This window comes from Actinokineospora sp., assembly GCF_050699995.1.
Classification (GTDB): Bacteria; Actinomycetota; Actinomycetes; order Mycobacteriales; family Pseudonocardiaceae; genus Actinokineospora.
This window is the reverse complement of record NZ_JBOHGC010000116.1, coordinates 1-20,406: the sequence shown is the minus strand read 5'-3', so window position 1 is coordinate 20,406 and position 20,406 is coordinate 1. Positions and strand designations below refer to the sequence as shown.

33 protein-coding genes are annotated in these 20,406 nt (G+C 67.1%); 29 read left to right on the top strand and 4 right to left on the bottom strand.

Annotated elements, in window-relative coordinates; genetic code table 11:
* The first annotated feature begins 3 nt into the window (after positions 1 to 3).
* The 29 genes from rpsS to truA all read left to right on the top strand — a co-directional run bounded on the left by rpsS (position 4) and on the right by truA (position 16,367).
* Positions 4 to 285: a 30S ribosomal protein S19 gene (rpsS, locus tag ACRDSQ_RS06700; RefSeq protein WP_018682829.1), complete on the top strand. Its 282-nt coding sequence runs from the start codon at positions 4 to 6 to the stop codon at positions 283 to 285.
* Between the two features lie 71 nt (positions 286 to 356).
* Positions 357 to 770, top strand: coding sequence for a 50S ribosomal protein L22 (rplV, locus tag ACRDSQ_RS06695; RefSeq protein WP_187218417.1), 414 nt, complete (start codon positions 357 to 359; stop codon positions 768 to 770).
* Positions 770 to 1,600: a 30S ribosomal protein S3 gene (rpsC, locus tag ACRDSQ_RS06690; protein WP_431419684.1), complete on the top strand. Its 831-nt coding sequence runs from the start codon at positions 770 to 772 to the stop codon at positions 1,598 to 1,600. Before rplV ends, rpsC begins: the two co-directional genes overlap by 1 nt.
* Positions 1,601 to 1,603: 3 nt before the next feature.
* Positions 1,604 to 2,023 (top strand): 50S ribosomal protein L16, encoded by a 420-nt coding sequence (gene rplP / locus ACRDSQ_RS06685; RefSeq protein WP_091382647.1) that lies wholly within the window; start codon positions 1,604 to 1,606, stop codon positions 2,021 to 2,023.
* Positions 2,023 to 2,262 (top strand): 50S ribosomal protein L29, encoded by a 240-nt coding sequence (gene rpmC / locus ACRDSQ_RS06680; protein ID WP_187218416.1) that lies wholly within the window; start codon positions 2,023 to 2,025, stop codon positions 2,260 to 2,262. The genes rplP and rpmC overlap by 1 nt, the downstream gene beginning before the upstream one ends.
* Positions 2,259 to 2,531 (top strand): 30S ribosomal protein S17, encoded by a 273-nt coding sequence (rpsQ, locus tag ACRDSQ_RS06675; protein WP_431419682.1) that lies wholly within the window; start codon positions 2,259 to 2,261, stop codon positions 2,529 to 2,531. Before rpmC ends, rpsQ begins: the two co-directional genes overlap by 4 nt.
* Positions 2,532 to 2,636: 105 nt before the next feature.
* The gene (gene rplN / locus ACRDSQ_RS06670) at positions 2,637 to 3,005 is read left to right on the top strand and encodes a 50S ribosomal protein L14 (RefSeq protein WP_091382642.1); all 369 of its coding nucleotides are present in this window, start codon (positions 2,637 to 2,639) and stop codon (positions 3,003 to 3,005) included.
* Positions 3,006 to 3,020: 15 nt separating this feature from the next.
* Positions 3,021 to 3,338, top strand: coding sequence for a 50S ribosomal protein L24 (rplX, locus tag ACRDSQ_RS06665; RefSeq protein ID WP_091382927.1), 318 nt, complete (start codon positions 3,021 to 3,023; stop codon positions 3,336 to 3,338).
* A 2-nt stretch (positions 3,339 to 3,340) separates the two neighbouring features.
* Entirely contained in the window at positions 3,341 to 3,904 is a 564-nt protein-coding gene (rplE, locus tag ACRDSQ_RS06660) for a 50S ribosomal protein L5 (protein ID WP_091382640.1), read from the top strand.
* Positions 3,905 to 3,908: 4 nt separating this feature from the next.
* The gene (locus ACRDSQ_RS06655; RefSeq protein WP_091382637.1) at positions 3,909 to 4,094 is read left to right on the top strand and encodes a type Z 30S ribosomal protein S14; all 186 of its coding nucleotides are present in this window, start codon (positions 3,909 to 3,911) and stop codon (positions 4,092 to 4,094) included.
* Between the two features lie 108 nt (positions 4,095 to 4,202).
* Complete coding sequence (gene rpsH / locus ACRDSQ_RS06650) at positions 4,203 to 4,601, top strand: 30S ribosomal protein S8 (RefSeq protein ID WP_091382634.1); 399 nt, start codon at positions 4,203 to 4,205, stop codon at positions 4,599 to 4,601.
* 18 nt (positions 4,602 to 4,619) lie between these two features.
* A complete protein-coding gene (gene rplF / locus ACRDSQ_RS06645; RefSeq protein ID WP_431419681.1) occupies positions 4,620 to 5,159 on the top strand; it encodes a 50S ribosomal protein L6 in 540 nt (179 codons plus the stop codon).
* A 2-nt stretch (positions 5,160 to 5,161) separates the two neighbouring features.
* On the top strand, positions 5,162 to 5,563 hold the full coding sequence (gene rplR, locus ACRDSQ_RS06640) for a 50S ribosomal protein L18 (protein WP_431419680.1): 402 nt from the start codon (positions 5,162 to 5,164) through the stop codon (positions 5,561 to 5,563).
* Between the two features lie 31 nt (positions 5,564 to 5,594).
* Positions 5,595 to 6,266 (top strand): 30S ribosomal protein S5, encoded by a 672-nt coding sequence (gene rpsE / locus ACRDSQ_RS06635; RefSeq protein ID WP_431419679.1) that lies wholly within the window; start codon positions 5,595 to 5,597, stop codon positions 6,264 to 6,266.
* 1 nt (position 6,267) lies between these two features.
* Positions 6,268 to 6,453, top strand: coding sequence for a 50S ribosomal protein L30 (rpmD, locus tag ACRDSQ_RS06630; protein ID WP_091382626.1), 186 nt, complete (start codon positions 6,268 to 6,270; stop codon positions 6,451 to 6,453).
* On the top strand, positions 6,450 to 6,899 hold the full coding sequence (gene rplO / locus ACRDSQ_RS06625) for a 50S ribosomal protein L15 (protein ID WP_431419708.1): 450 nt from the start codon (positions 6,450 to 6,452) through the stop codon (positions 6,897 to 6,899). The genes rpmD and rplO overlap by 4 nt, the downstream gene beginning before the upstream one ends.
* Before the next feature lie 215 nt (positions 6,900 to 7,114).
* Positions 7,115 to 7,612: a GNAT family N-acetyltransferase gene (locus tag ACRDSQ_RS06620; RefSeq protein ID WP_431419678.1), complete on the top strand. Its 498-nt coding sequence runs from the start codon at positions 7,115 to 7,117 to the stop codon at positions 7,610 to 7,612.
* A 94-nt stretch (positions 7,613 to 7,706) separates the two neighbouring features.
* Positions 7,707 to 8,330, top strand: a complete 624-nt coding sequence (locus tag ACRDSQ_RS06615) for a LysE family translocator (RefSeq protein ID WP_431419676.1) — start codon at positions 7,707 to 7,709, stop codon at positions 8,328 to 8,330.
* 208 nt (positions 8,331 to 8,538) lie between these two features.
* Entirely contained in the window at positions 8,539 to 9,843 is a 1,305-nt protein-coding gene (gene secY / locus ACRDSQ_RS06610; protein WP_431419675.1) for a preprotein translocase subunit SecY, read from the top strand.
* Positions 9,840 to 10,394, top strand: coding sequence for an adenylate kinase (locus tag ACRDSQ_RS06605; RefSeq protein WP_431419673.1), 555 nt, complete (start codon positions 9,840 to 9,842; stop codon positions 10,392 to 10,394). Before secY ends, ACRDSQ_RS06605 begins: the two co-directional genes overlap by 4 nt.
* 56 nt (positions 10,395 to 10,450) lie before the next feature.
* Complete coding sequence (map, locus tag ACRDSQ_RS06600; RefSeq protein WP_431419707.1) at positions 10,451 to 11,221, top strand: type I methionyl aminopeptidase; 771 nt, start codon at positions 10,451 to 10,453, stop codon at positions 11,219 to 11,221.
* 168 nt (positions 11,222 to 11,389) lie between these two features.
* A complete protein-coding gene (infA, locus tag ACRDSQ_RS06595; protein WP_005166804.1) occupies positions 11,390 to 11,611 on the top strand; it encodes a translation initiation factor IF-1 in 222 nt (73 codons plus the stop codon).
* A gap of 83 nt (positions 11,612 to 11,694) precedes the next feature.
* The gene (gene rpmJ, locus ACRDSQ_RS06590) at positions 11,695 to 11,808 is read left to right on the top strand and encodes a 50S ribosomal protein L36 (protein WP_018682809.1); all 114 of its coding nucleotides are present in this window, start codon (positions 11,695 to 11,697) and stop codon (positions 11,806 to 11,808) included.
* Between the two features lie 176 nt (positions 11,809 to 11,984).
* A complete protein-coding gene (rpsM, locus tag ACRDSQ_RS06585) occupies positions 11,985 to 12,365 on the top strand; it encodes a 30S ribosomal protein S13 (protein ID WP_091382611.1) in 381 nt (126 codons plus the stop codon).
* Between the two features lie 194 nt (positions 12,366 to 12,559).
* The gene (gene rpsK / locus ACRDSQ_RS06580) at positions 12,560 to 12,967 is read left to right on the top strand and encodes a 30S ribosomal protein S11 (protein WP_054052188.1); all 408 of its coding nucleotides are present in this window, start codon (positions 12,560 to 12,562) and stop codon (positions 12,965 to 12,967) included.
* A 23-nt stretch (positions 12,968 to 12,990) separates the two neighbouring features.
* Complete coding sequence (rpsD, locus tag ACRDSQ_RS06575) at positions 12,991 to 13,596, top strand: 30S ribosomal protein S4 (RefSeq protein WP_431419670.1); 606 nt, start codon at positions 12,991 to 12,993, stop codon at positions 13,594 to 13,596.
* Between the two features lie 120 nt (positions 13,597 to 13,716).
* The gene (locus tag ACRDSQ_RS06570; RefSeq protein ID WP_091382607.1) at positions 13,717 to 14,766 is read left to right on the top strand and encodes a DNA-directed RNA polymerase subunit alpha; all 1,050 of its coding nucleotides are present in this window, start codon (positions 13,717 to 13,719) and stop codon (positions 14,764 to 14,766) included.
* 51 nt (positions 14,767 to 14,817) lie between these two features.
* Positions 14,818 to 15,522 (top strand): 50S ribosomal protein L17, encoded by a 705-nt coding sequence (gene rplQ, locus ACRDSQ_RS06565; protein ID WP_431419668.1) that lies wholly within the window; start codon positions 14,818 to 14,820, stop codon positions 15,520 to 15,522.
* Positions 15,523 to 15,581: 59 nt separating this feature from the next.
* On the top strand, positions 15,582 to 16,367 hold the full coding sequence (truA, locus tag ACRDSQ_RS06560) for a tRNA pseudouridine(38-40) synthase TruA (RefSeq protein ID WP_431419705.1): 786 nt from the start codon (positions 15,582 to 15,584) through the stop codon (positions 16,365 to 16,367).
* A gap of 19 nt (positions 16,368 to 16,386) precedes the next feature.
* On the opposite strand, the gene ACRDSQ_RS06555 is transcribed toward truA, so the two are convergent.
* From ACRDSQ_RS06555 to ACRDSQ_RS06540, 4 genes are all read right to left on the bottom strand, one after another.
* Positions 16,387 to 16,614: a proprotein convertase P-domain-containing protein gene (locus ACRDSQ_RS06555; RefSeq protein ID WP_431419703.1), complete on the bottom strand. Its 228-nt coding sequence runs from the start codon at positions 16,612 to 16,614 to the stop codon at positions 16,387 to 16,389.
* 285 nt (positions 16,615 to 16,899) lie between these two features.
* Positions 16,900 to 18,471, bottom strand: coding sequence for a S8 family peptidase (locus ACRDSQ_RS06550; RefSeq protein WP_431419667.1), 1,572 nt, complete (start codon positions 18,469 to 18,471; stop codon positions 16,900 to 16,902).
* 668 nt (positions 18,472 to 19,139) lie between these two features.
* Positions 19,140 to 19,808, bottom strand: coding sequence for a hypothetical protein (locus tag ACRDSQ_RS06545; RefSeq protein WP_431419702.1), 669 nt, complete (start codon positions 19,806 to 19,808; stop codon positions 19,140 to 19,142).
* A 59-nt stretch (positions 19,809 to 19,867) separates the two neighbouring features.
* A partial coding sequence (locus ACRDSQ_RS06540) for a type VII secretion protein EccE (RefSeq protein ID WP_431419665.1) occupies positions 19,868 to 20,406 on the bottom strand: 539 nt, incomplete at its 5' end.

The window sequence follows — 20,406 nt, the reverse complement described above, 5'->3', positions numbered from 1 at the left end:
GCAATGCCACGCAGCCTGAAGAAGGGCCCGTTCGTGGACGACCACCTGCTCAAGAAGGTGGACGCTCTCAACGAGTCCGGCAAGAAGACCGTGATCAAGACTTGGTCGCGTCGCTCGACGATCATCCCCGACATGCTGGGGCACACGATCGCCGTGCACGACGGCCGCAAGCACGTCCCGGTGTTCGTCTCCGAGGCCATGGTGGGTCACAAGCTGGGCGAGTTCGCCCCGACCCGCACGTTCAAGGGCCACATCAAGGACGACCGCAAGGCCCGTCGCCGCTAGCAGGCGGCTCGAACTAACAGAGCAAACTCTCCCCGCGTGAGCGGGGCTAGTCCTAGCAAGGGGAAGCAGCGATGAACGCCCGTAACGAAGCTCCGGCGCAGGAGGAATTTCCTCGCGCCGTTGCTCGGGCTCGCTACGTTCGCGACACGCCCATGAAGGTGCGCCGCGTCGTCGAGCTCATCAGGGGCCGTAGCGCCAGCGAGGCCCTGGCCGTGCTCCAGTTCGCGCCGCAGGCAGCAAGTGAGCCGGTCGCGAAGGTGCTCGCCAGTGCCATTGCCAACGCCGAGAACAACCTCAACCTCGACCCGGACACCCTCTGGGTGTCGACGGTGTACGTGGACGAGGGCCCGACGTTGAAGCGTTTCCGTCCGCGTGCCCAGGGGCGCGCATACCGGATCCGCAAGCGCACGAGCCACATCACGGTCGAGGTCGAGTCCCGGCCGAAGCCCGCAGCCAAGGCTGCCAAGAAGGGTGGTGCCCGCTAATGGGGCAGAAGATCAACCCACACGGCTTCCGGCTTGGGATCACCACCGACTGGCGGTCCCGTTGGTACGCCGACAAGCAGTACGCCGAGTACGTCGCGGAAGACGTGAAGATCCGCCGCCTCCTGTCCAAGGGCATGGAGCGCGCCGGCATCTCCCGCGTGGAGATCGAGCGGACCCGTGACCGGGTGCGCGTCGACATCCACACCGCCCGTCCCGGCATCGTCATCGGCCGCTGCGGCGCCGAGGCTGACCGTATTCGCGGCGAGCTGGAGAAGCTCACCAAGAAGCAGGTCCAGCTGAACATCCTTGAGGTCAAGAACCCCGAGGCCGACGCCCAGCTGGTCGCCCAGGTGACCGCCGAGCAGCTGTCCAACCGTGTGTCGTTCCGGCGCGCGATGCGCAAGGCCATCCAGTCGGCCATGCGTTCGCCGCAGGTCAAGGGCATCCGGGTGCAGTGCGGTGGCCGTCTCGGCGGCGCCGAGATGTCCCGCTCGGAGCACTACCGCGAGGGTCGCGTCCCGCTGCACACGCTGCGCGCGGACATCGACTACGGCTTCTTCGAGGCCCGCACCACCTTCGGCCGTATCGGCGTCAAGGTGTGGATCTACAAGGGTGAGGTCGTCGGCGGACGTCGCGAGCACGAGGCCCGTTCGGCCGCTCCGTCGGCCGACCGTCGCGAGCCGCGTCGCGAGCGTCCGAACCGGGCGCGTCGCTCCGGTGCCTCCGGCACCACCGCTACCAGCACCGAGGCGGGCCGTGCGGCCGCCGAGGCGCAGCAGACGAAGGCAGAAGCCCCCGCGGCGGAAGCCTCTGGCAACGGGGAGAGCTGAGTCATGCTTATCCCGCGCAGGGTAAAGCACCGCAAGCAGCACCACCCGAAGCGATCGGGCGCTGCCAAGGGCGGCACGCGCGTCACGTTCGGCGAGTTCGGCATCCAGGCGCTCGAGCCCGCGTACGTCACCAACCGGCAGATCGAGTCCGCTCGTATCGCCATCAACCGGCACATCCGCCGTGGCGGCAAGGTGTGGATCAACATCTTCCCCGACCGCCCGCTCACCAAGAAGCCTGCCGAGACCCGCATGGGTTCCGGTAAGGGTTCCCCCGAGTACTGGGTGGCCAACGTCAAGCCGGGTCGCGTCATGTTCGAGATGAGCTTCCCGAACGAGACCGTGGCGCGCGAGGCACTGCGCCGCGCGATCCACAAGCTTCCGATGAAGTGCCGCATCGTCACGCGTGAAGGTGGTGACTTCTGATGGCAGCGGGAACCACCGCGGCAGACCTCCGCGAGCTCAACGAAGAAGAGCTCGTGCTGCGTCTGCGTGAGGCGAAGGAAGAGCTCTTCAACCTTCGTTTCCAGATGGCCACCGGGCAGCTCGACAACAACCGTCGACTGCGCACGGTCAAGCACGAGATCGCCCGGATCTACACCGTCATGCGTGAGCGCGAGCTTGGCCTGTCGGCAGCCCCGGAAAGCAATGAGGGCGCAGCATGAGCGAGAACGAGACCGAAGTTCGGAACAACCGCAAGGTCCGCGAGGGCCTGGTCGTGTCCGACAAGATGGACAAGACCGTCGTCGTCGCCCTGGAAGACCGCAAGAAGCACCCGCGGTACTCCAAGGTCCTGCGCTCCACCACCAAGGTGAAGGTGCACGACGAGGGCAACACCGCGGGTATCGGCGACCGGGTCCAGATCATGGAGACCCGTCCGCTGTCGGCGTCGAAGCGCTGGCGGCTCGTCGAGATCCTCGAGAAGGCCAAGTAACACATTCGTCAGCAGTGTCCGGTGTGGACACTGAGGATCGGAACCAGGTAAGACCGAGCCTGTCAGGTCGGAAATCTGGCAAGCCAAGAATGGTCAGGAGTTGAAGTGATCCAGCAGGAGTCGCGGCTGCGTGTCGCCGACAACACCGGTGCGAAGGAAATCCTTTGCATCCGTGTTCTCGGTGGCTCGGGCCGTCGCTACGCGGGCATCGGCGACATCATCGTCGCCACCGTCAAGGACGCGATCCCCGGCGCGGCGGTGAAGAAGGGTGACGTCGTCAAGGCGGTCATCGTTCGCACCGTCAAGGAGCGCCGCCGTCCGGACGGGTCCTACATCCGGTTCGACGAGAACGCCGCCGTGCTGATCAAGCCGGAGGGCGAGCCCCGTGGGACCCGCATCTTCGGCCCGGTCGGCCGCGAGCTGCGCGACAAGAAGTTCATGAAGATCATCTCGCTCGCGCCGGAGGTGCTCTGACTCATGAAGACCAAGATGAAGATCAAAAAGGGCGATACGGTCGTCGTCATCGCGGGCAAGGACAAGGGCGCGAAGGGCAAGGTCATTCAGGCCTACCCCGAGACCTCCAAGGTCCTCGTCGAGGGTGTGAACCGGGTCAAGAAGCACACCCGGATCTCGCAGACCCAGCGCGGCGCCCAGTCCGGCGGCATCGTCACCCAGGAAGCGCCCATCCACGTGTCGAACGTGATGCTGGTGTCCGAGGGCAAGGCGGTCCGCGTGGGCTACAAGTTCGATGACGAGGGCCGCAAGGTCCGTATCGCTCGCGGCAGCGGCAATGGGAAGGAGATCTGATCATGACTACCACTGAGAAGATCATCCCCCGTCTCAAGACGCGCTACCGCGAGGAAATCACGGTCGCTCTGCGGGACGAGTACAACTACGCCAACGTCATGCAGATCCCCGGCGTGGTCAAGGTCGTCGTCAACATGGGTGTCGGCGACGCCGCCCGTGACGGCAAGCTGATCGAGGGTGCGGTCCGCGACCTCGCCACGATCACCGGCCAGAAGCCCGAGGTCCGCAAGGCCCGCAAGTCCATCGCGCAGTTCAAGCTGCGTGAGGGCATGCCGATCGGCGCCAGGGTCACCCTGCGCGGCGACCGCATGTGGGAGTTCCTCGACCGCCTGCTGACGATCGCGCTGCCGCGTATCCGCGACTTCCGCGGTCTGTCGGGCAAGCAGTTCGACGGCAACGGCAACTACACCTTCGGTCTCAACGAGCAGTCGATGTTCCACGAGATCGACCCTGACTCGATCGACCGCCAGCGCGGCATGGACATCACCATCGTCACGACCGCGATCAACGACGAAGAGGGCCGGGCGCTGCTGAAGCACCTGGGCTTCCCGTTCAAGGAGAACTGAGCCGATGGCGAAGAAGGCTCTTGTCCACAAGGCTTCCAAGAAGCCGAAGTTCAAGGTGCGCGGCTACACCCGGTGTAACCGCTGCGGCCGTCCGCACTCGGTGTTCCGCAAGTTCGGCCTGTGCCGAATCTGCCTGCGCCAGATGGCCCACGCGGGCGAATTGCCCGGCGTCAGCAAGTCCAGCTGGTAGGACCGTCCGGTCCACAGTCCACTGTGGACCGGGCTTCCTAGCCCGCTATACCCCCAGTTCGCCGTAGGCCCGCAAGGGAACCACGGCGAGAAAGGTTGACAGGTCACCATGACGATGACCGACCCGATCGCAGACTTCTTGACCCGTCTGCGCAATGCCAACTCGGCATACCACGACGAGGTCGTGCTGCCGCACTCGAAGCTCAAGGCGCACATCGCCGAGATCCTTCAGCGTGAGGGCTACATCACCGGCTTCCGCGACGAAGACGGCGAGAAGGGCAAGAACCTCGTCGTCGAGCTGAAGTACGGCCCCAACCGCGAGCGCAGCATCGCCGGTCTGCGCCGGGTGTCAAAGCCCGGTCTCCGGGTGTACGCGAAGTCGACCAATCTGCCGAAGGTTCTCGGCGGCCTGGGCGTGGCGATCATCTCCACGTCCGGTGGCCTGCTGACCGACCGTCAGGCAAACAAGCAGGGCGTGGGCGGAGAAGTCCTCGCCTACGTCTGGTAAGGGAAGGGGGAGCAACGTATGTCTCGCATCGGAAGGCTTCCGATCCCCGTCCCGGCTGGGGTCGACATCAACATCGACGGTCAGAACGTCAGCGTGAAGGGCCCCAAGGGCACCCTGGCACTCACCGTCTCGGAGCCCATTGTCGTCGAGCGCGCCGAGGACGGCACGCTTGAGGTCAAGCGCCCCAACGACGAGCGGCAGAGCCGTGCACTGCACGGTCTGACCCGTTCGCTTGTCAACAACCTGGTCGTCGGTGTCACCGACGGCTACGAGAAGAAGCTTGAGATCCACGGCGTCGGTTACCGCGTCATGGCGAAGGGTTCGGACCTAGAGTTCGCGCTCGGCTTCAGCCACCCGGTGAAGGTCGTCGCCCCTGAGGGCATCACCTTCACCGTGGAGAGCCCCACCAAGTTCTCCGTCTCGGGTATCGACAAGCAGCAGGTCGGCGAAATCGCCGCCAACATCCGCAAGCTGCGCAAGCCCGACCCGTACAAGGGCAAGGGCGTCCGGTACTCCGGCGAGAAGATCCGCCGCAAGGTCGGAAAGACGGGTAAGTGATCATGAGCGAAGCGACTATCACGAAGCGCAAGCCGGTGGGTGCCGATGTGTCCACCAAGCGCCGCGTCTCGAAGACCCGCAGGCACTTCCGGCTCCGCAAGAAGATCAGCGGCACGCCGGAGCGTCCTCGCCTGGTCGTTCACCGGTCCGCACGGCACATCACCGTGCAGATCGTCGACGACCTGGCCGGTCGCACCCTCGCGTCGGCGTCCTCCCTCGAGGCGGACGTTCGCGCGGTGGAGGGCGACAAGAAGGCCCGTTCGGCCAAGGTCGGCGAGTTGGTCGCCGGTCGGGCCAAGGACGCCGGCATCTCCTCGGTCGTGTTCGACCGCGGCGGCAACAAGTACACCGGCCGTATCGCGGCGCTGGCCGACGCGGCCCGCGGCGCGGGGCTGGAGTTCTGATCATGCAGAGCAACAAGGGAAGGAACGCCTGATGCCGGGACGTACGCGGCAGTTCGGCGGCCAGGGCGGACCTGGCGGCCAGGGCGGCCAGGGCGGACCTGGCGGCGAGCGTGGCGAGCGTCGCGGTCGCGGCGACCGTCGCGATGGTGGCGGTCGTGGTCAGGCTCAGGAGAAGAGCCCGCACCTCGAGCGCGTCGTGGCGATCAACCGCGTCGCCAAGGTCGTGAAGGGTGGTCGTCGCTTCAGCTTCACCGCCCTGGTCGTGGTCGGTGACGGCGACGGCATGGTCGGTGTCGGCTACGGCAAGGCCAAGGAGGTGCCCGCCGCGATCGCGAAGGGTGTGGAGGAAGCCAAGAAGAACTTCTTCCGCGTCCCGCGTATCGGTGGCACCATCCCGCACCCCATCCAGGGTGAGAAGGCTGCCGGCGTGGTGCTCCTGCGCCCGGCCAGCGCCGGTACCGGTGTCATCGCCGGTGGCCCGGTGCGCGCCGTGCTGGAGTGCGCGGGCGTCCACGATGTGCTGTCGAAGTCGCTGGGTAGCGACAACGCCATCAACATCGTGCACGCCACCGTTGCGGCCCTCAAGGGTCTGCAGCGTCCGGAAGAGGTCGCGGCCCGTCGTGGCCTTCCCCTCGAGGACGTCGCTCCCGCGGGCATGCTCCGCGCCCGTGCGGCGGCCGCGGCCGCTGGGCAGGTGGGATGACATGGCACAGCTCAAGGTGACCCAGATCAAGAGCACCATCGGCACGAAGCGCAACCACCGCGAGTCCCTCCGGACCCTCGGCCTGCGCAAGATTCGTCAGTCGACGGTGCGCGAGGACACCCCTGAGGTGCGTGGCCTGATCCACTGTGTCCGCCACCTCGTAGTCGTTGAGGAGGTCGACGCCTGATGTCGATCAAAATCCACCACCTGCGTCCGGCCCCCGGCGCCAAGCGCGACAAGATCCGTGTCGGTCGCGGTGAAGGCTCCAAGGGCAAGACCGCTGGTCGCGGTACCAAGGGCACCAAGGCGCGCAAGAACGTCCCCGCGCGCTTCGAGGGTGGCCAGATGCCGATCCAGATGCGGCTCCCGAAGCTCAAGGGCTTCAAGAACCGCTTCCGGACCGAGTACCAGGTCGTCAACGTCGGAGACGTCGCTGTGGCGTTCCCCGACGGCGGCGCCATCGGTATCCCGGACCTGGTGCAGGCCGGTCTCGTCCGCAAGAACTCGCTCGTGAAGATCCTCGGCAACGGGGACCTGAACGGCGTCAAGCTGGACATCACTGCTGACAAGTTCTCCAGCAGCGCTGTGGAGAAGCTCAACGCCGGTGGCGGTTCCGCCATCGCGCTGGTCTGATCCAGCACTTACAAAGGCCGGGCACGCTTCGCGTGCCCGGCCTTTGTGCTGTCTGCGGCTAGCCTGTCAGCGGGCTTTCACAAGGCGCATGAGGTGTGGTCACGGGAGGTCCTCGATAGTGCATCGCGGAGGCGGCCGTGACCCTGTCCCCGCTCGCCTGGCGCGGGCGCTGATAGGAGTTGGCTCAGCGGCGGGTGAGGGACACACTCCTCACTGTGATCGTTCGACTGACCCCGCTCGACGAGGCGCTGACCGAGGACCTGCTGACGGTCGCGGTGGCCTACGCCGACCCTGACGACGTGATGCCTGCCGTCGAGGGCCCTCCGGGGTGGACGGAGGCCAGGCGCACGGCGTTTCGCGAGTTCCACCTTTCCAACGTCGAGAGCGCCACGGGCACGATGATGTACGCGATCCAGCTGCGCGGGGAAACCGTCGGGATGATTCGCCTCCGCCGCCTGGAGGAGCCTGGGACCGCGGAAACGGGCATGTGGCTCGGCAGGCACATGCGCAGCCAAGGCATCGGCGTGGATGCCCTCCGGATCCTCCTGGACATCGCCGCCGAGGCGAGCATCCACAAAGTCCGTGCGGACACCACGCCGGACAACACAGCTGCCATCAGGGCCCTCACCCGCTGCGGCGCGACCCTGACCACCACACCGACCAAGGTGACCGCCGAAATCCCCACCCACCACACGGCCCGCCCCCAAGCCTGACCACCACCGCACCACGAAGCCCGCGGGAAGCCCCAGAAGTGAGATAGCCGAAATCCGCGCGCGCCGCAGGCATCAGCCCTGGTAGGCATGGCCTATGTGGCTGCTCGTCTTCCTTGGCGCCGCCTTCCTGGTCGCCATGACCCCGGGGGCGAACAACCTGCTCGGCATGCACCACGGCATGCGCTACGGCCCCGCCAGCGGCGTCACGGGCCTCTTCGGCAGGCTCACCGGCTTCGCCATCCTCATCGCCGCCGTGGCCGCCGGACTGGGCAGCCTTCTCGCCGCGTCCGAGCACGCACTCACGGTCATCAAGTGGGTCGGTGTCGCCTACCTCGTCTGGATCGGCGCCCGAATCCTCTACACCAGCTTCCGTACCGGCGCCTTCGCCGCGGCCGACGAAATCCCCACAGCGCCGAGCCTCTTCGCGCTGGCGCGGAAGGAGTTCCTGACGGCGGTCACCAACCCCAAGGCCGTCCTGATCTTCACCGCGTTCGTCCCGCAGTTCATCGACCCCGCTCGCGGCCAGGTCACGGCCCAGGTTCTCACCCTGGGCGCGGTCTATCTGGTGGCCGAGTTGGCGGCCGGAAGCATCTACGTCGGCATCGGCGCGATCGTCCGCGCGGTCCGCATGAGCAAGCGTGCCCAGCGCAACCTGGACCGGGGGACAGGTGTGATTCTGCTGGGAATGGCCGGGATGTTAGCTTCATCACCGCGCTGAGGCCATCCGTGTGGCAGGTTTGGCCACCCCACGGGTGATAGATGCCCCGGTAGTGCTGTTACAGTCGTCAGCACGCTTCGGGGTAGGTACCCCGAAGCGTTCCTGGCTTGCCAGTACCTGGCAGTCGGGACATGTTCCCTGCCGGCGACCAGCCGGTTAAGCCGTTCACCGGCACTGAGCTGCCGGTGACGCCGATGGAGGTTCCTGCGTGCTCAGCGCCTTCCGCTCGGCTCTCGCGACGCCGGACCTGCGCCGCAAGATCCTTTTCACGCTCGGCATCATTGCGATCTACCGCGTGGGCGCCGCACTGCCGTCGCCCGGTGTGTCGTATCCGAACGTCAAGAAGTGCATCGAGGGCGTCCAGACCGAGGGCATCACCCAGCTGCTGAACCTGTTCAGCGGCGGCGCCCTACTCCAACTTTCGGTGTTCGCGCTGGGGATCATGCCCTACATCACCGCGAGCATCATCATCCAGTTGCTCACCGTGGTCATTCCGCGGTTCGAGCAGCTCAAGAAGGAAGGCCAGGCAGGTCAGGGCAAGCTGACGCAGTACACGCGTTACCTGACCATCGCCCTCGCCGTCCTGCAGGCGACCGGCATCGTGGCCATGGCCAACGGTGACCAGCTCTTCGGCAACTGCCCGGATGACGTCATCCCGAGCGGCAGCACCTTCACCCTGATCGTCATCGTCACGACCATGACCGCGGGCACCGCGGTGATCATGTGGTTCGGCGAGCTCATCACCGAGCGCGGCATCGGCAACGGCATGTCCCTGCTGATGTTCGTCAACATCGCCGCCCGCATCCCGTTCGAGGGCAAGACCATCCTCGACAACCAGGGCGGCGTGACCTTCGCGGTCGTCTGCGTCTTCGCGCTGCTGATCATCGCCAGCGTCGTGTTCGTCGAGCAGGGACAGCGCCGGATCCCGGTCCAGTACGCCAAGCGCATGATCGGGCGCCGCATGTACGGCGGCACCTCGACCTACCTGCCGCTCAAGGTGAACCAGGCGGGCGTCATCCCGGTCATCTTCGCCTCGTCGCTGCTCTACCTGCCGGACCTGATCACGAAGCTGGTCGGCACCGAGAGCGGCTCCTGGTGGAACCAGTTCGTCGCCAACCACCTGACGAAGCAGTCCAGCTGGGTGCACATCGCCGTGTACTTCGGCTTGATCATCTTCTTCACGTACTTCTACATCACGATCACGTTCAACGTGACCGAGCGTGCGGACGAGATGAAGAAGTTCGGCGGCTTCATTCCGGGCATTCGCCCGGGCCGCTCCACCTCCGACTACCTGAGCTTCGTGCTGAGCCGGATCACCCTGCCCGGTTCGCTCTACCTCGGCACCATCGCCGTTCTGCCGAACTTCTTCCTCGACATCACCGCCGAGGGGCAGAACCAGAACTTCCCGTTCGGCGGCACCGCGGTGCTGATCATGGTCGGCGTCGGTCTGGACACGGTGAAGCAGATCGAGAGCCAGCTCATGCAGCGAAACTACGAAGGGTTCCTCAAGTGACTCGTGTTGTTCTCGTTGGCCCGCCCGGAGCGGGAAAAGGCACCCAGGCGACCGCTTTGAGCCACAAGCTCGGCGTACCGCACATCTCCACCGGTGACCTCTTCCGGGCGCACATCGCGAACAACACCGAACTCGGCCAGGACGTCAAGCGGTACCTCGACTCGGGGCAGCTCGTGCCCGACGAGGTCACCAACGAGATGGTCCGCGAGCGGCTCGCCCAGCCGGACGCCACTGACGGCTTCCTGCTCGACGGCTTCCCGCGCAATGTCGGTCAGGCCGCGGTGCTGGGAGAGATCCTCAGCGTCTCGGACACCAAGATCGACGCTGTGGTCGAGTTCCGGATCGACGAGGAGGTCGTGGTCGAGCGTCTGCTCGCCCGCGGCCGCGACGACGACAACGAGGCCGTCATCCGGCACCGCCAGCAGGTGTACCGCTCGGAGACGGCCCCGCTGCTCGACTACTACGCCGACGTGCTCATCACGGTCGACGCGGTCGGCGAGGTCGATGAGATCACCGGTCGCGTGCTGGACTCGATCCGCGCTCGGACGTGAGCGGCGGTGGCATGTTCGGCGGCCTCCGCATGGCGATCGCGACCTGGCGTTCCCGCGTGATCGAGATCAAGTCCCCGGGTGAGCTCGACGCGATGCGCGCCGCGGGCCTGGTGGTGGCCAAGTCGTTGGCCGCCGTCGCGGCCGCGGCGCGCGCCGGTGTCAGCACCGCCGAGCTCGACGAGATCGCCGAGCAGACCATCCGCGACGCCGGGGCCGTGCCGTCCTTCAAGGGCTACCACGGCTTCCCGGCGAGCATCTGCGCCTCGGTCAACGAGCAGATTGTCCACGGCATCCCCAGCAAGTCCCAGGTGCTCGCCGACGGCGACCTCATCTCCGTCGACTGCGGCGCCATCCTCGACGACTGGCACGGCGACTCGGCCGTGACCCTGTTCGTCGGCACCATCAGCGACGCCGACCAGGCGCTGTCCGACGCCACCAAGGCGTCCATGCTCGCGGGCATCGAAGCCATCCGCCCCGGCAACCGGCTCACCGACATCTCCCACGCCGTGGAGACCTCGGTCCACTCCTCGGAGTGCGCCGACGGCCGCACGTACGGCATCGTCCGCGAATACGGCGGCCACGGCATCGGCAGCTCCATGCACATGGACCCGTTCCTGCCGAACCACGGCAAGCCCGGCAAGGGCCCGCGCCTGCGCGTCGGCATGGCCATCGCCATCGAGCCCATGCTCACCCTCGGCGTCGAGGAGACCGTGGAGCTGGAGGACGGCTGGACGGTCGTGACCGCCGACGGCTCCCGCGCCGCCCACTGGGAGCACACCGTCGCGGTGACCGACGACGGCCCGTGGGTGTTGACCGCCCCGGAGTAGTTCACCCGCTGGTGGACCCCGATTTGGGCGCCAAGTGACCGGCGCGTACACTTGACCGCTGGCACTATTCGAGTGCCGGTTTCGCCGTGCGTGTCACTCAGTGGTGCAGGTCGTCGCCGTGTGTCATGCCCGTCGTTGCAAAGTCACACGTCACGAAACGCGGAGGACATGGGCAAGAAGGACGGGGCCATCGAGGTCGAAGGCCGCGTGGTCGAGCCACTCCCCAACGCGATGTTCCGCGTCGAGTTGGAGAACGGCCACAAGGTTCTCGCGCACATCAGCGGCAAGATGCGGCAGCACTACATCCGCATTCTGCCTGAGGACCGGGTCGTCGTAGAGCTTTCGCCCTACGACCTGTCCCGCGGCCGCATCGTCTACCGCTACAAGTGACTCCCCAGTCGCTCTGACTGGGATGCCACTATCGGTGCCCTCGGCTTCTCGGGGGCACGCGGCCGAAGCAGGAGAAAGCAGACGTGAAGGTCAACCCGAGCGTCAAGAAGATCTGCGACAAGTGCAAGGTGATCCGCCGTCACGGCCGGGTCATGGTGATCTGCGAGAACCTGCGCCACAAGCAGCGCCAGGGCTGAGCAGTCTCCAGTCGTAGTTCCGACGACGACAGCCACACAGACGAACTTCCCGAACCTGCCAGGTCACACGGACCTGGTTCACGCCCGGACTTCAGGCCGGGTCTTGGGACCATCGAGTCGGTCTCAGGGCGGTAGGGGAGCAGACCTGAAGACGAATCAGAGGAGAAACCGCCGACATGGCACGACTCGCCGGCGTAGACCTCCCCCGCGAAAAGCGGATGGAGATCGCGCTGACCTACATCTTCGGTATCGGCCGGACCCGCTCCAAGGAGCTCCTGGTCGCCACCGAGATCAGCCCGGACCTGCGCGTCAAGGACTTGTCCGACGACGAGCTCGTCAAACTTCGTGAATACATCGAAGAGAACTTCAAGGTCGAGGGTGACCTGCGCCGTGAGGTTCAGGCCGACATCCGCCGGAAGATCGAAATCGGCTGCTACGAGGGCCTGCGGTGGCGCCGCGGTCTGCCCGTCCGCGGTCAGCGGACGAAGACCAACGCCCGTACCCGCAAGGGCCCGAAGAAGACGGTCGCCGGCAAGAAGAAGGCCGGAAAGAAGTGAGCAAGAGCTGCGAGACCGTGGTCGCCGTTGTTCCACAGAGGCGACGCAACAGGCCATTCGTGGCCCTCATGGTCGCGCCCAAGTGCGCCCGTCCGGCTGCACTGCGCGACCTCTACACGGACGCCGGGACTCGAATCCGGCACGCAGCTCCAGTCATCACCACCTCGCGAAGCAGCTAGGAGAAACCCAGAGACATGCCACCGAAGTCGCGTACCGGCGCCGGAGTCAAAAAGGTCCGGCGCAAGGAAAAGAAGAACATCACGCACGGCCACGCTCACATCAAGAGCACCTTCAACAACACCATCGTGTCCATCACGGACCCGACCGGTGCTGTCATCGCGTGGGCCTCGTCCGGCCACGTCGGTTTCAAGGGCTCTCGTAAGTCGACGCCGTTCGCCGCCCAGATGGCCGCCGAGAACGCTGCCCGCAAGGCCGCCGAGCACGGCGTCAAGAAGGTCGACGTGTTCGTCAAGGGCCCCGGCTCCGGCCGGGAGACCGCGATCCGCTCGCTGCAGGCGGCGGGCCTCGAGGTCGGCACCATTCAGGACGTGACCCCGCAGCCTCACAACGGCTGCCGCCCGCCCAAGCGGCGCCGGGTCTGAGGAACGGGGAGGAGTAAGAAGAGATGGCACGCTACACCGGCCCCGCGACCCGCATCTCGCGTCGGCTCAAGGTCGACCTTGTCGGCGGAGACCAGGCATTCGAGCGTCGTCCTTACCCGCCCGGCCAGCACGGCCGCGGTCGGATCAAGGAGAGCGAGTACCTGCTCCAGCTGCAGGAGAAGCAGAAGGCTCGCTACACCTACGGCGTTCTCGAGCGCCAGTTCCGCAAGTACTACGAGGAGGCGGTTCGCCGCGAGGGCAAGACCGGTGAGGTCCTGCTCCAGCTGCTCGAGTCGCGTCTGGACAACGTGGTCTACCGTGCGGGCCTCGCCCGCACGCGCCGCCAGGCCCGCCAGCTCGTGAGCCACGCTCACTTCCTGGTGAACGGCAAGAAGGTGAACATCCCCAGCTACCAGGTGTCGAAGTTCGACATCATCGACGTCAAGCCGAAGTCGCTGGGCACCCTCCCGTTCGTGGCCGCCAAGGAGTCCTTCGGTGACCGCCCGATCCCGGGTTGGCTGCAGGTCGTGCAGTCCAACCTCCGGATCCTGGTGCACCAGCTCCCCGTGCGCGCGCAGATCGACGTTCCGGTGACCGAACAGCTCATCGTCGAGTACTACTCGAAGTAGTCGTGACCGGGCCGGCGGCCTGTTGATATTCAAGAGGTCGCCGGCACTGTCGCTAGAACTGTCATCCCATTTCAGTGCGACGTCAAATAGCGGGCGTCCTCGGGAAGGAAGAACCAAGAAATGCTCATCTCACAGCGACCCACCCTGGCTGAGGAGCCGGTCAACGAGACCCGCTCCCGCTTCGTCATCGAGCCCCTCGAGCCCGGCTTCGGCTACACGCTCGGCAACTCGATCCGGCGCACGCTGCTCTCCTCGATCCCCGGCGCCTCGGTGACCAGCATCCGCATCGACGGTGTGCTGCACGAGTTCACCACGGTTCCGGGCGTCAAAGAGGACGTCACCGACGTCATCCTCAACCTCAAGGAGCTTGTCGTCTCCTCGGAGGAGGACGAGCCGGTGACGATGTACCTGCGCAAGCAGGGACCCGGTGAGGTCACCGCGGGGGACATCGTTCCCCCCGCCGGTGTCACGGTGCACAACCCCGACCTGCACATCGCCACGCTGAACGGCAAGGGCAAGCTGGAGATCGAGCTCGTTGTCGAGCGCGGTCGCGGCTACGTCCCGGCCGTGCAGAACAAGCAGGCAGGCGCCGAGATCGGCCGGATCCCGGTCGACTCGATCTACTCGCCGGTCCTCAAGGTGACGTACAAGGTCGAGGCCACCCGTGTCGAGCAGCGGACCGACTTCGACAAGCTCGTTCTCGACGTCGAGACCAAGCCGTCGATCACCCCGCGCGACGCCGTGGCGTCCGCGGGCAAGACGCTGGTCGAGCTGTTCGGTCTCGCCCGCGAGCTGAACATCGACGCCGAGGGCATCGAGATCGGCCCGTCGCCGCAGGAGGCCGACACCATCGCCGCCTACGCGATGCCGATCGAGGACCTCGACCTGACGGTGCGTTCCTACAACTGCCTCAAGCGCGAGGGCATCCACACCGTGGGTGAGCTTGTCTCGCGCAGCGAGGCGGACCTGCTGGACATCCGCAACTTCGGTGCGAAGTCGATCGACGAGGTCAAGATGAAGCTCGTCGGCCTCGGTCTCGCGCTCAAGGACAGCCCCCCCGGGTTCGACCCGACGGCTGCCGCGGCGGACTACGCCTCCGACGGCTGGTCGGAAGGCGCGGACACCGGCAACGACGACGGCCAGGACTACGCAGAGACGGAGCAGCTCTGATCCAGTCCATTCCGGACTGGCTGAGCAGCGGAATTCCACAAGGAGCAAGGAATGCCCACCCCAACCAAGGGCGCCCGTCTCGGCGGGGGCCCGGCCCACGAGCGGCTGATTCTGGCCAACCTGGCCACCGCGCTGTTCCAGCACGGCCGGATCAAGACCACTGAGGCCAAGGCTCGTCGGCTGCGTCCGTTCGCGGAGAAGCTGATCACCAAGGCCAAGCGCGGTGACCTGCACAACCGTCGCGAGATCATGAAGGTGATCCGCGACAAGGATGTCGTGCAGCGTCTCTGCGTCGAGATCGGCCCGTTCTTCAGCGACCGCGCGGGTGGCTACCTGCGCATCACGAAGACCATGCCGCGCAAGGGCGACAACGCCAGCATGGCGGTCATCGAGCTGATCAGCGAGAAGACGGTCACCGCGGAGGCCGAGGCCGCCCGCAAGACCAAGTTCGCCGAGAAGCCGACGAAGGCCGACAAGGCGACCGAGGCCGTCGAGGCGACTGAGGCGTCGGAGGAGACCAAGTCGTACGGCGAGGGCAGCCACCTGCCGCTCGAGGACGGTTCGCAGCCGGAGGGTTTCCCGATCAAGGGCAACGCCGACTCGATGCTGTACCACGTGCCGGACAGCGCCTTCTACGACCGCACGGTCGCCGAGGTGTGGTTCGCCACCGCCGAGGCCGCGGAGGCCGCTGGTTTCCAGCTGCCGCCGTCGCAGCGGGAAGAGGAGTCGGACGAGTCCGCCAAGGACGAGTCCTGACACCGCAGCTCACCTCGGACGAGCCCGTCACCCCCACTGGGGGCGGCGGGCTCGTCCGCATTCGCCTCGACATCGCCTACGACGGCATGGACTTCTCCGGCTGGGCCCGCCAACCCGAGCGGCGCACGGTGTGCGGTGTCCTGGAGGACACCCTGTCGCTGGTCATGCGCCACGACGTGCGGCTCACGGTCGCCGGACGCACCGACGCCGGGGTCCACGCCACCGGCCAGGTCGCCCACACGGACTTGCCCGCGGAGACCGACCCGGACGCGCTGGTCCTGCGCCTGGCCCGGGCACTGCCCGCCGACCTACGGGTCACCGCGATGCGCCGCGTCCCCGCGGAGTTCGACGCCCGGTTCGGCGCCCTCCGCAGGCACTACGTGTACCGAATCTGCGACACGGCCTGGTCCGCCGACCCGCTGCGCCGCGGCCACGTGGTCGCCTGGCCGCGCAAGCTGGATCTCGATGCCCTGAACGCGGCATCCCACAGACTGCTCGGCGAACACGACTTCGTCGCCTTCTGCAAACGCCGCGACGGCGCGACGACCATCCGCGAACTGCAGCGGCTGGAGTGGACACGGGAATCCGATGGCCTGCTGGCCGCCTGGGTCTCCGCGGACGCGTTCTGCCATTCGATGGTTCGAAGCCTGGTCGGCGCACTCCTGGCGGTCGGTGAGGGCCGCAAACCGGTGGACTGGCCCGGCTCGATGCTCAGCGCCACCGAACGCCCCAGCGCCATCACCGTGGCCCCCGCACACGGCCTGGCCCTCATCGGCGTGGACTACCCCGCCGACGAGGACCTGGCCACCCGCGCAAACCTGACCCGCAACGTCAGAACCCTTTAACCCGCCCAGGCGCCAAGGCCTAGAGCGTCAGGCTCCAGCTGTTCAGCGTGCCGACGTCCGCCCGATAAACGTCCTGCACCTTGAGCTTCCAAACCCCGCCGCGAGCCTCCGACGACAGATTCACCGTGAACGTCTGCACGATGTTGTCACCGGAATCCCCACTCGCGGCCTTGAGCCGATACACCGACCCGTCCGGCGAAACCAGGTCGATCACCACGTCACCGCGGTAAGGGTGCGTGATGTCCACAGCGACCTTGCTCGTCGACGAGGCCGTCCCAGCGCAACCCGAGACCGTGACAGAGCTGGTCACCGCGGCCCCAGCATCCGGGATGGCGAGGTCGTCGGGGGGAACCGACGATCATCCTGGGCCATTCAGGGCGACCCGTGTGACCTGGACGGATGAGGTCGAGCTGGGAAAGGTAAAAACCGGGCGCGGCTGATTGCCGCGCCCGGCGTGTGAAACCGGCCCCGATGGACTCAGGTCCCCGGTCGGCCCCCAGCAGGGAGGAGCCGACCGGAGCCCGTCACCGGGTCAGAGGTCGAGCGTCCAGCTGTTGATGTAGCCGGTGTCGTAGGTGTAGACGTCCTGCACCCGCAGGTTCCAGGTGCCGTTCGCCCCCTCCGACGACAGGTTGGCGGTGTAGGTGGTGATCACATTGTCGGCCGAGTCGCTCGAGCTGGAGTTCTTCAGCCGGTACGCGGTGCCGTCCGGGGCGACGAGGTCGATGACCAGGTCGCCGCGCCAGGTGTGCCGAATGTCGACCGCGATGGTGGCGGCCGTCGAGGGCGTGCTGGTGCAGCCGGAGATGGTGATCGGGCTGGTCACCGTCGAGTTGTCCCGGATGGTGACGTCAGTGCCGTTGGTGACGGCCGCGCAGCCGGTGGGCGGCGGGGGCTCGGTGGTGCCGGAGCCGGTGTAGAGCAGCTTGTTGGCCGATCCGGCGCCGGGGTTGGTGATCTTGTTCGCGGTGGCCGCGTTCACGATGGCGCTGTGCACGGTGGCCGGGCTGGCCGACGGGTTGGCCGCCAGGTACAGCGCGATGGCGCCCGCGACGTGCGGGGAGGCCATCGAGGTGCCGCTGATGGTGTTGGTGGCCGTGCTGCCGCCGATCCACGCCGACTTGATGCTCACGCCGGGCGCGAACAGGTCGGTGCAGGTGCCGTAGTTGGAGAACGACGCGCGCGCGTCGTTGATGTCGCTCGCGTTGACCGACAGGGCTTCGGCGACCCGGGCGGGCGAGTAGTTGCACGCGTTGGCGTTGGAGTTGCCCGACGCGACGGCGTAGCTGACGCCGGCGGCGACGGAGCGGCGGACCGCGTCGTCGAGGGTGGTGGAGGCACCGCCGCCGAGGCTCATGTTGGCGACAGCGGGCTTGACGTGGTTCGCCGTCACCCAGTCGATGCCGGCGATGACACCGGCGTTGGTGCCGGAGCCCTGGCAGTTCAGCACCCGCACGGCGATCAGCTTGACGCCCTTGGCGAGGCCGTACGCGCCGCCGCCGACGGTGCCCGCGACGTGCGTGCCGTGGCCCTGGCAGTCGGTGGCGTCGGCGTCGTTGTCGACCGTGTCGCGGCCGCTGACCGCGCGCCCGCCGAAGTCGGAGTGGGTGAGGTTGATGCCGGTGTCGACGATGTACGCGTTCACGTTCGACGCGGTCGTCGAGTACGAGTACTTCTGGTTCAGCGGCAGGTCACGCTGGTCGACCCGGTCCAGGCCCCAGGACGGCGGGTTGAGCTGGTCGACCGCGATGCTCATGGTCTGGTCGGCCTCGACGTAGGCGACCTGGGGGTCGGCCGCGACGCGCTTGGCCTGCTGCTCGGTCATCGTCGCCGCGTAGCCGGTCACCGTGGCTGAGTACCGATGGTTGACCTTGCCGCCGTACCTTGCGGCGAGGCTGTCGGCGCTGGCGCCTTGAGCCTGGGCGCCGTCCTTTAACACGACGATGTAGCTGTCCTTGACCACGTTTGCCGCGTCGGCGCCCAGGATCTGGGCCTCGGCCGCCGTCGCGGGGGTCGCCAGCGTGATCACGGACGCCACGCACGCGGCGGTCGTGATGCCCGCGGCGGCGAACCGCCGCAGCGCTTTGGCGCGAGACATACCCATTGCACGTTCTCCTTTGGCCAGGGGCACGCCTACCTGCCTCACAACAGGTCGGGGTGCTGCTTGAGAGGGTGCTGACGGTGTTCGCGCGAACGCCGATAACATTGAGACAGCGACACTTGGGCGCGCAAGAGAATTGGCGGGTTTAAGAAGTCTTCTTTTCGCCAGTTGACGGTTCCTGGTAATGAGTTGGGCCGTTCGGTGGATTTACCGCCGCCGAACAGTCCTGGTCAAAGCTACAGATTGCCCGAGGGTTGTCCGGTTGGTCCGGTTCGTCCCGTCGGCCGCGCTGCTGTCCATTCGGTGCCAGAATCCATTCACAGGATCGTGGCGGTCATTCTTTGGAAATTGCTCGTGACATTATTTCGGGAATGGCTGGGAATTGACCGGGCCGCTGAACCCGTTGGTAGCACGGGCTAATCGCCGCCGGCGGCCGCCGGGGCGAAATGGTCACAGCGAGGCCGAGATGACTCCTGAGTAGATATCGCGTTTGGCGGGCGTATGCGCTGTTCGGGCGTTCTCGTTGCGCTGATCCGCGTAATGGACGACCCGCTGAACGGCCCAGCATCGCCGGAACGGTCGAGCGCCCAAACCGGACAACCCTCACCCGGATGGCTCCGCCCCGGCACCACCAGGGTGCCGGGGCGGAGATCGAGCCGGATCGAGCCTGGTCAGTCGCCTCGGCGGACCGGCCCCAGGATCTGCTGTTCCTTCGCCGTGGTGACCAGCCGCAGCGGCTTCCACAGGTTGCGGCCCAGCGCGACGACCTGGTCGTCGGCCAGGGTGGTGAGCTGCTGGACCATCGGCGGCGGTAGCCGCCAGATCCGGGCCGCGAGCTGCGCCTGACCCACGGGCAGCCGCTGCAGGAGCACGAGGTCGGCGGCGTTGGCCGTCGCGCCGGCCTGCGGGTGCATATAGGGCAGCACGTACACCGTGGTCTGCCACGGCGAGCGCGGCGGGAACAGCTCCTGCGGCGTCGGGCCACCGTCGTGCACGACGAGCAGCGGACCGTCCTCAGACGGCCGCGGCAGCTCGACCGGGCTGAGCCTGCGGATCTGGACCAGGGGTGCCGGGCGCCCGTCGGGACCGTTGCCCGCGGCCTTCTGCAGCACCTGCCACGCGCCGGGGCGGCCGGTGGCCACGACCACCCACGCGCCGACCGCCATCGCCCGCAGCGCCACCTGGCGGGCCAGGTAGAGCCCGCCGACGAGCACGATCCTCGTCGGCGCCGGGCGCAGTGCCGAGATGGTCAGCGGCTCGCCCTGCAGGCCGGAGCCCAGGACCATGCCGCCGCGGTCGCCGGACGGGCTGACCGCGTCGAGCATCTCGGGCGAGACCATGAACTCCGGCGCGATCCCGCCGTTGCCGCCTTGGGTGTCGAGAAGCCTGCTGGAACCACTCACGCCTGTCCTCCCAGCGGCAGTGTGGCGGCCAGGCCCGCGACCTGAAGCCCGCGCAGGGGGGTCAGGGTGATGCCGAGCCGGTCGGAGATCGCCGAGAGCCGGTCGTCGGCGTCGCTGAGTTCGTTGGGGTTGCGGGCGCTGACCCGGACCAGGCCGCGCAGGCCCACCTTGCCCTCGTCGCTGCCCGGTGAGATCGACATGGCGACCGTCGCCGACATCGCGCGCACACCGGTGAGCGAGTTCAGGCTCGTCGCCAGCTTGCCCTGCGGCCAGCCGGTGATCGCGTAGCTGGCGTGGCCGATGCCCGCCGCTGTGACGCCGGTCCACCGCTCGCGCAGCGAAACCCGCGTGTTGGAGCCCGCGACCGAGGTGAGCTCGGCCGCGGAGATGCCTGCCTTGAGCAGCTCGTCCGGGTCCAGCGGCCGCGTCGGAACGCCACGGGACTCAAGTGCGTTGCGCACCCGGGAGAGCGCGCCGATGAGCGCGCGGTGGGCGCCGACGACGCCGCCGCCGCGTTCGCGGACCGCGGCCGGGC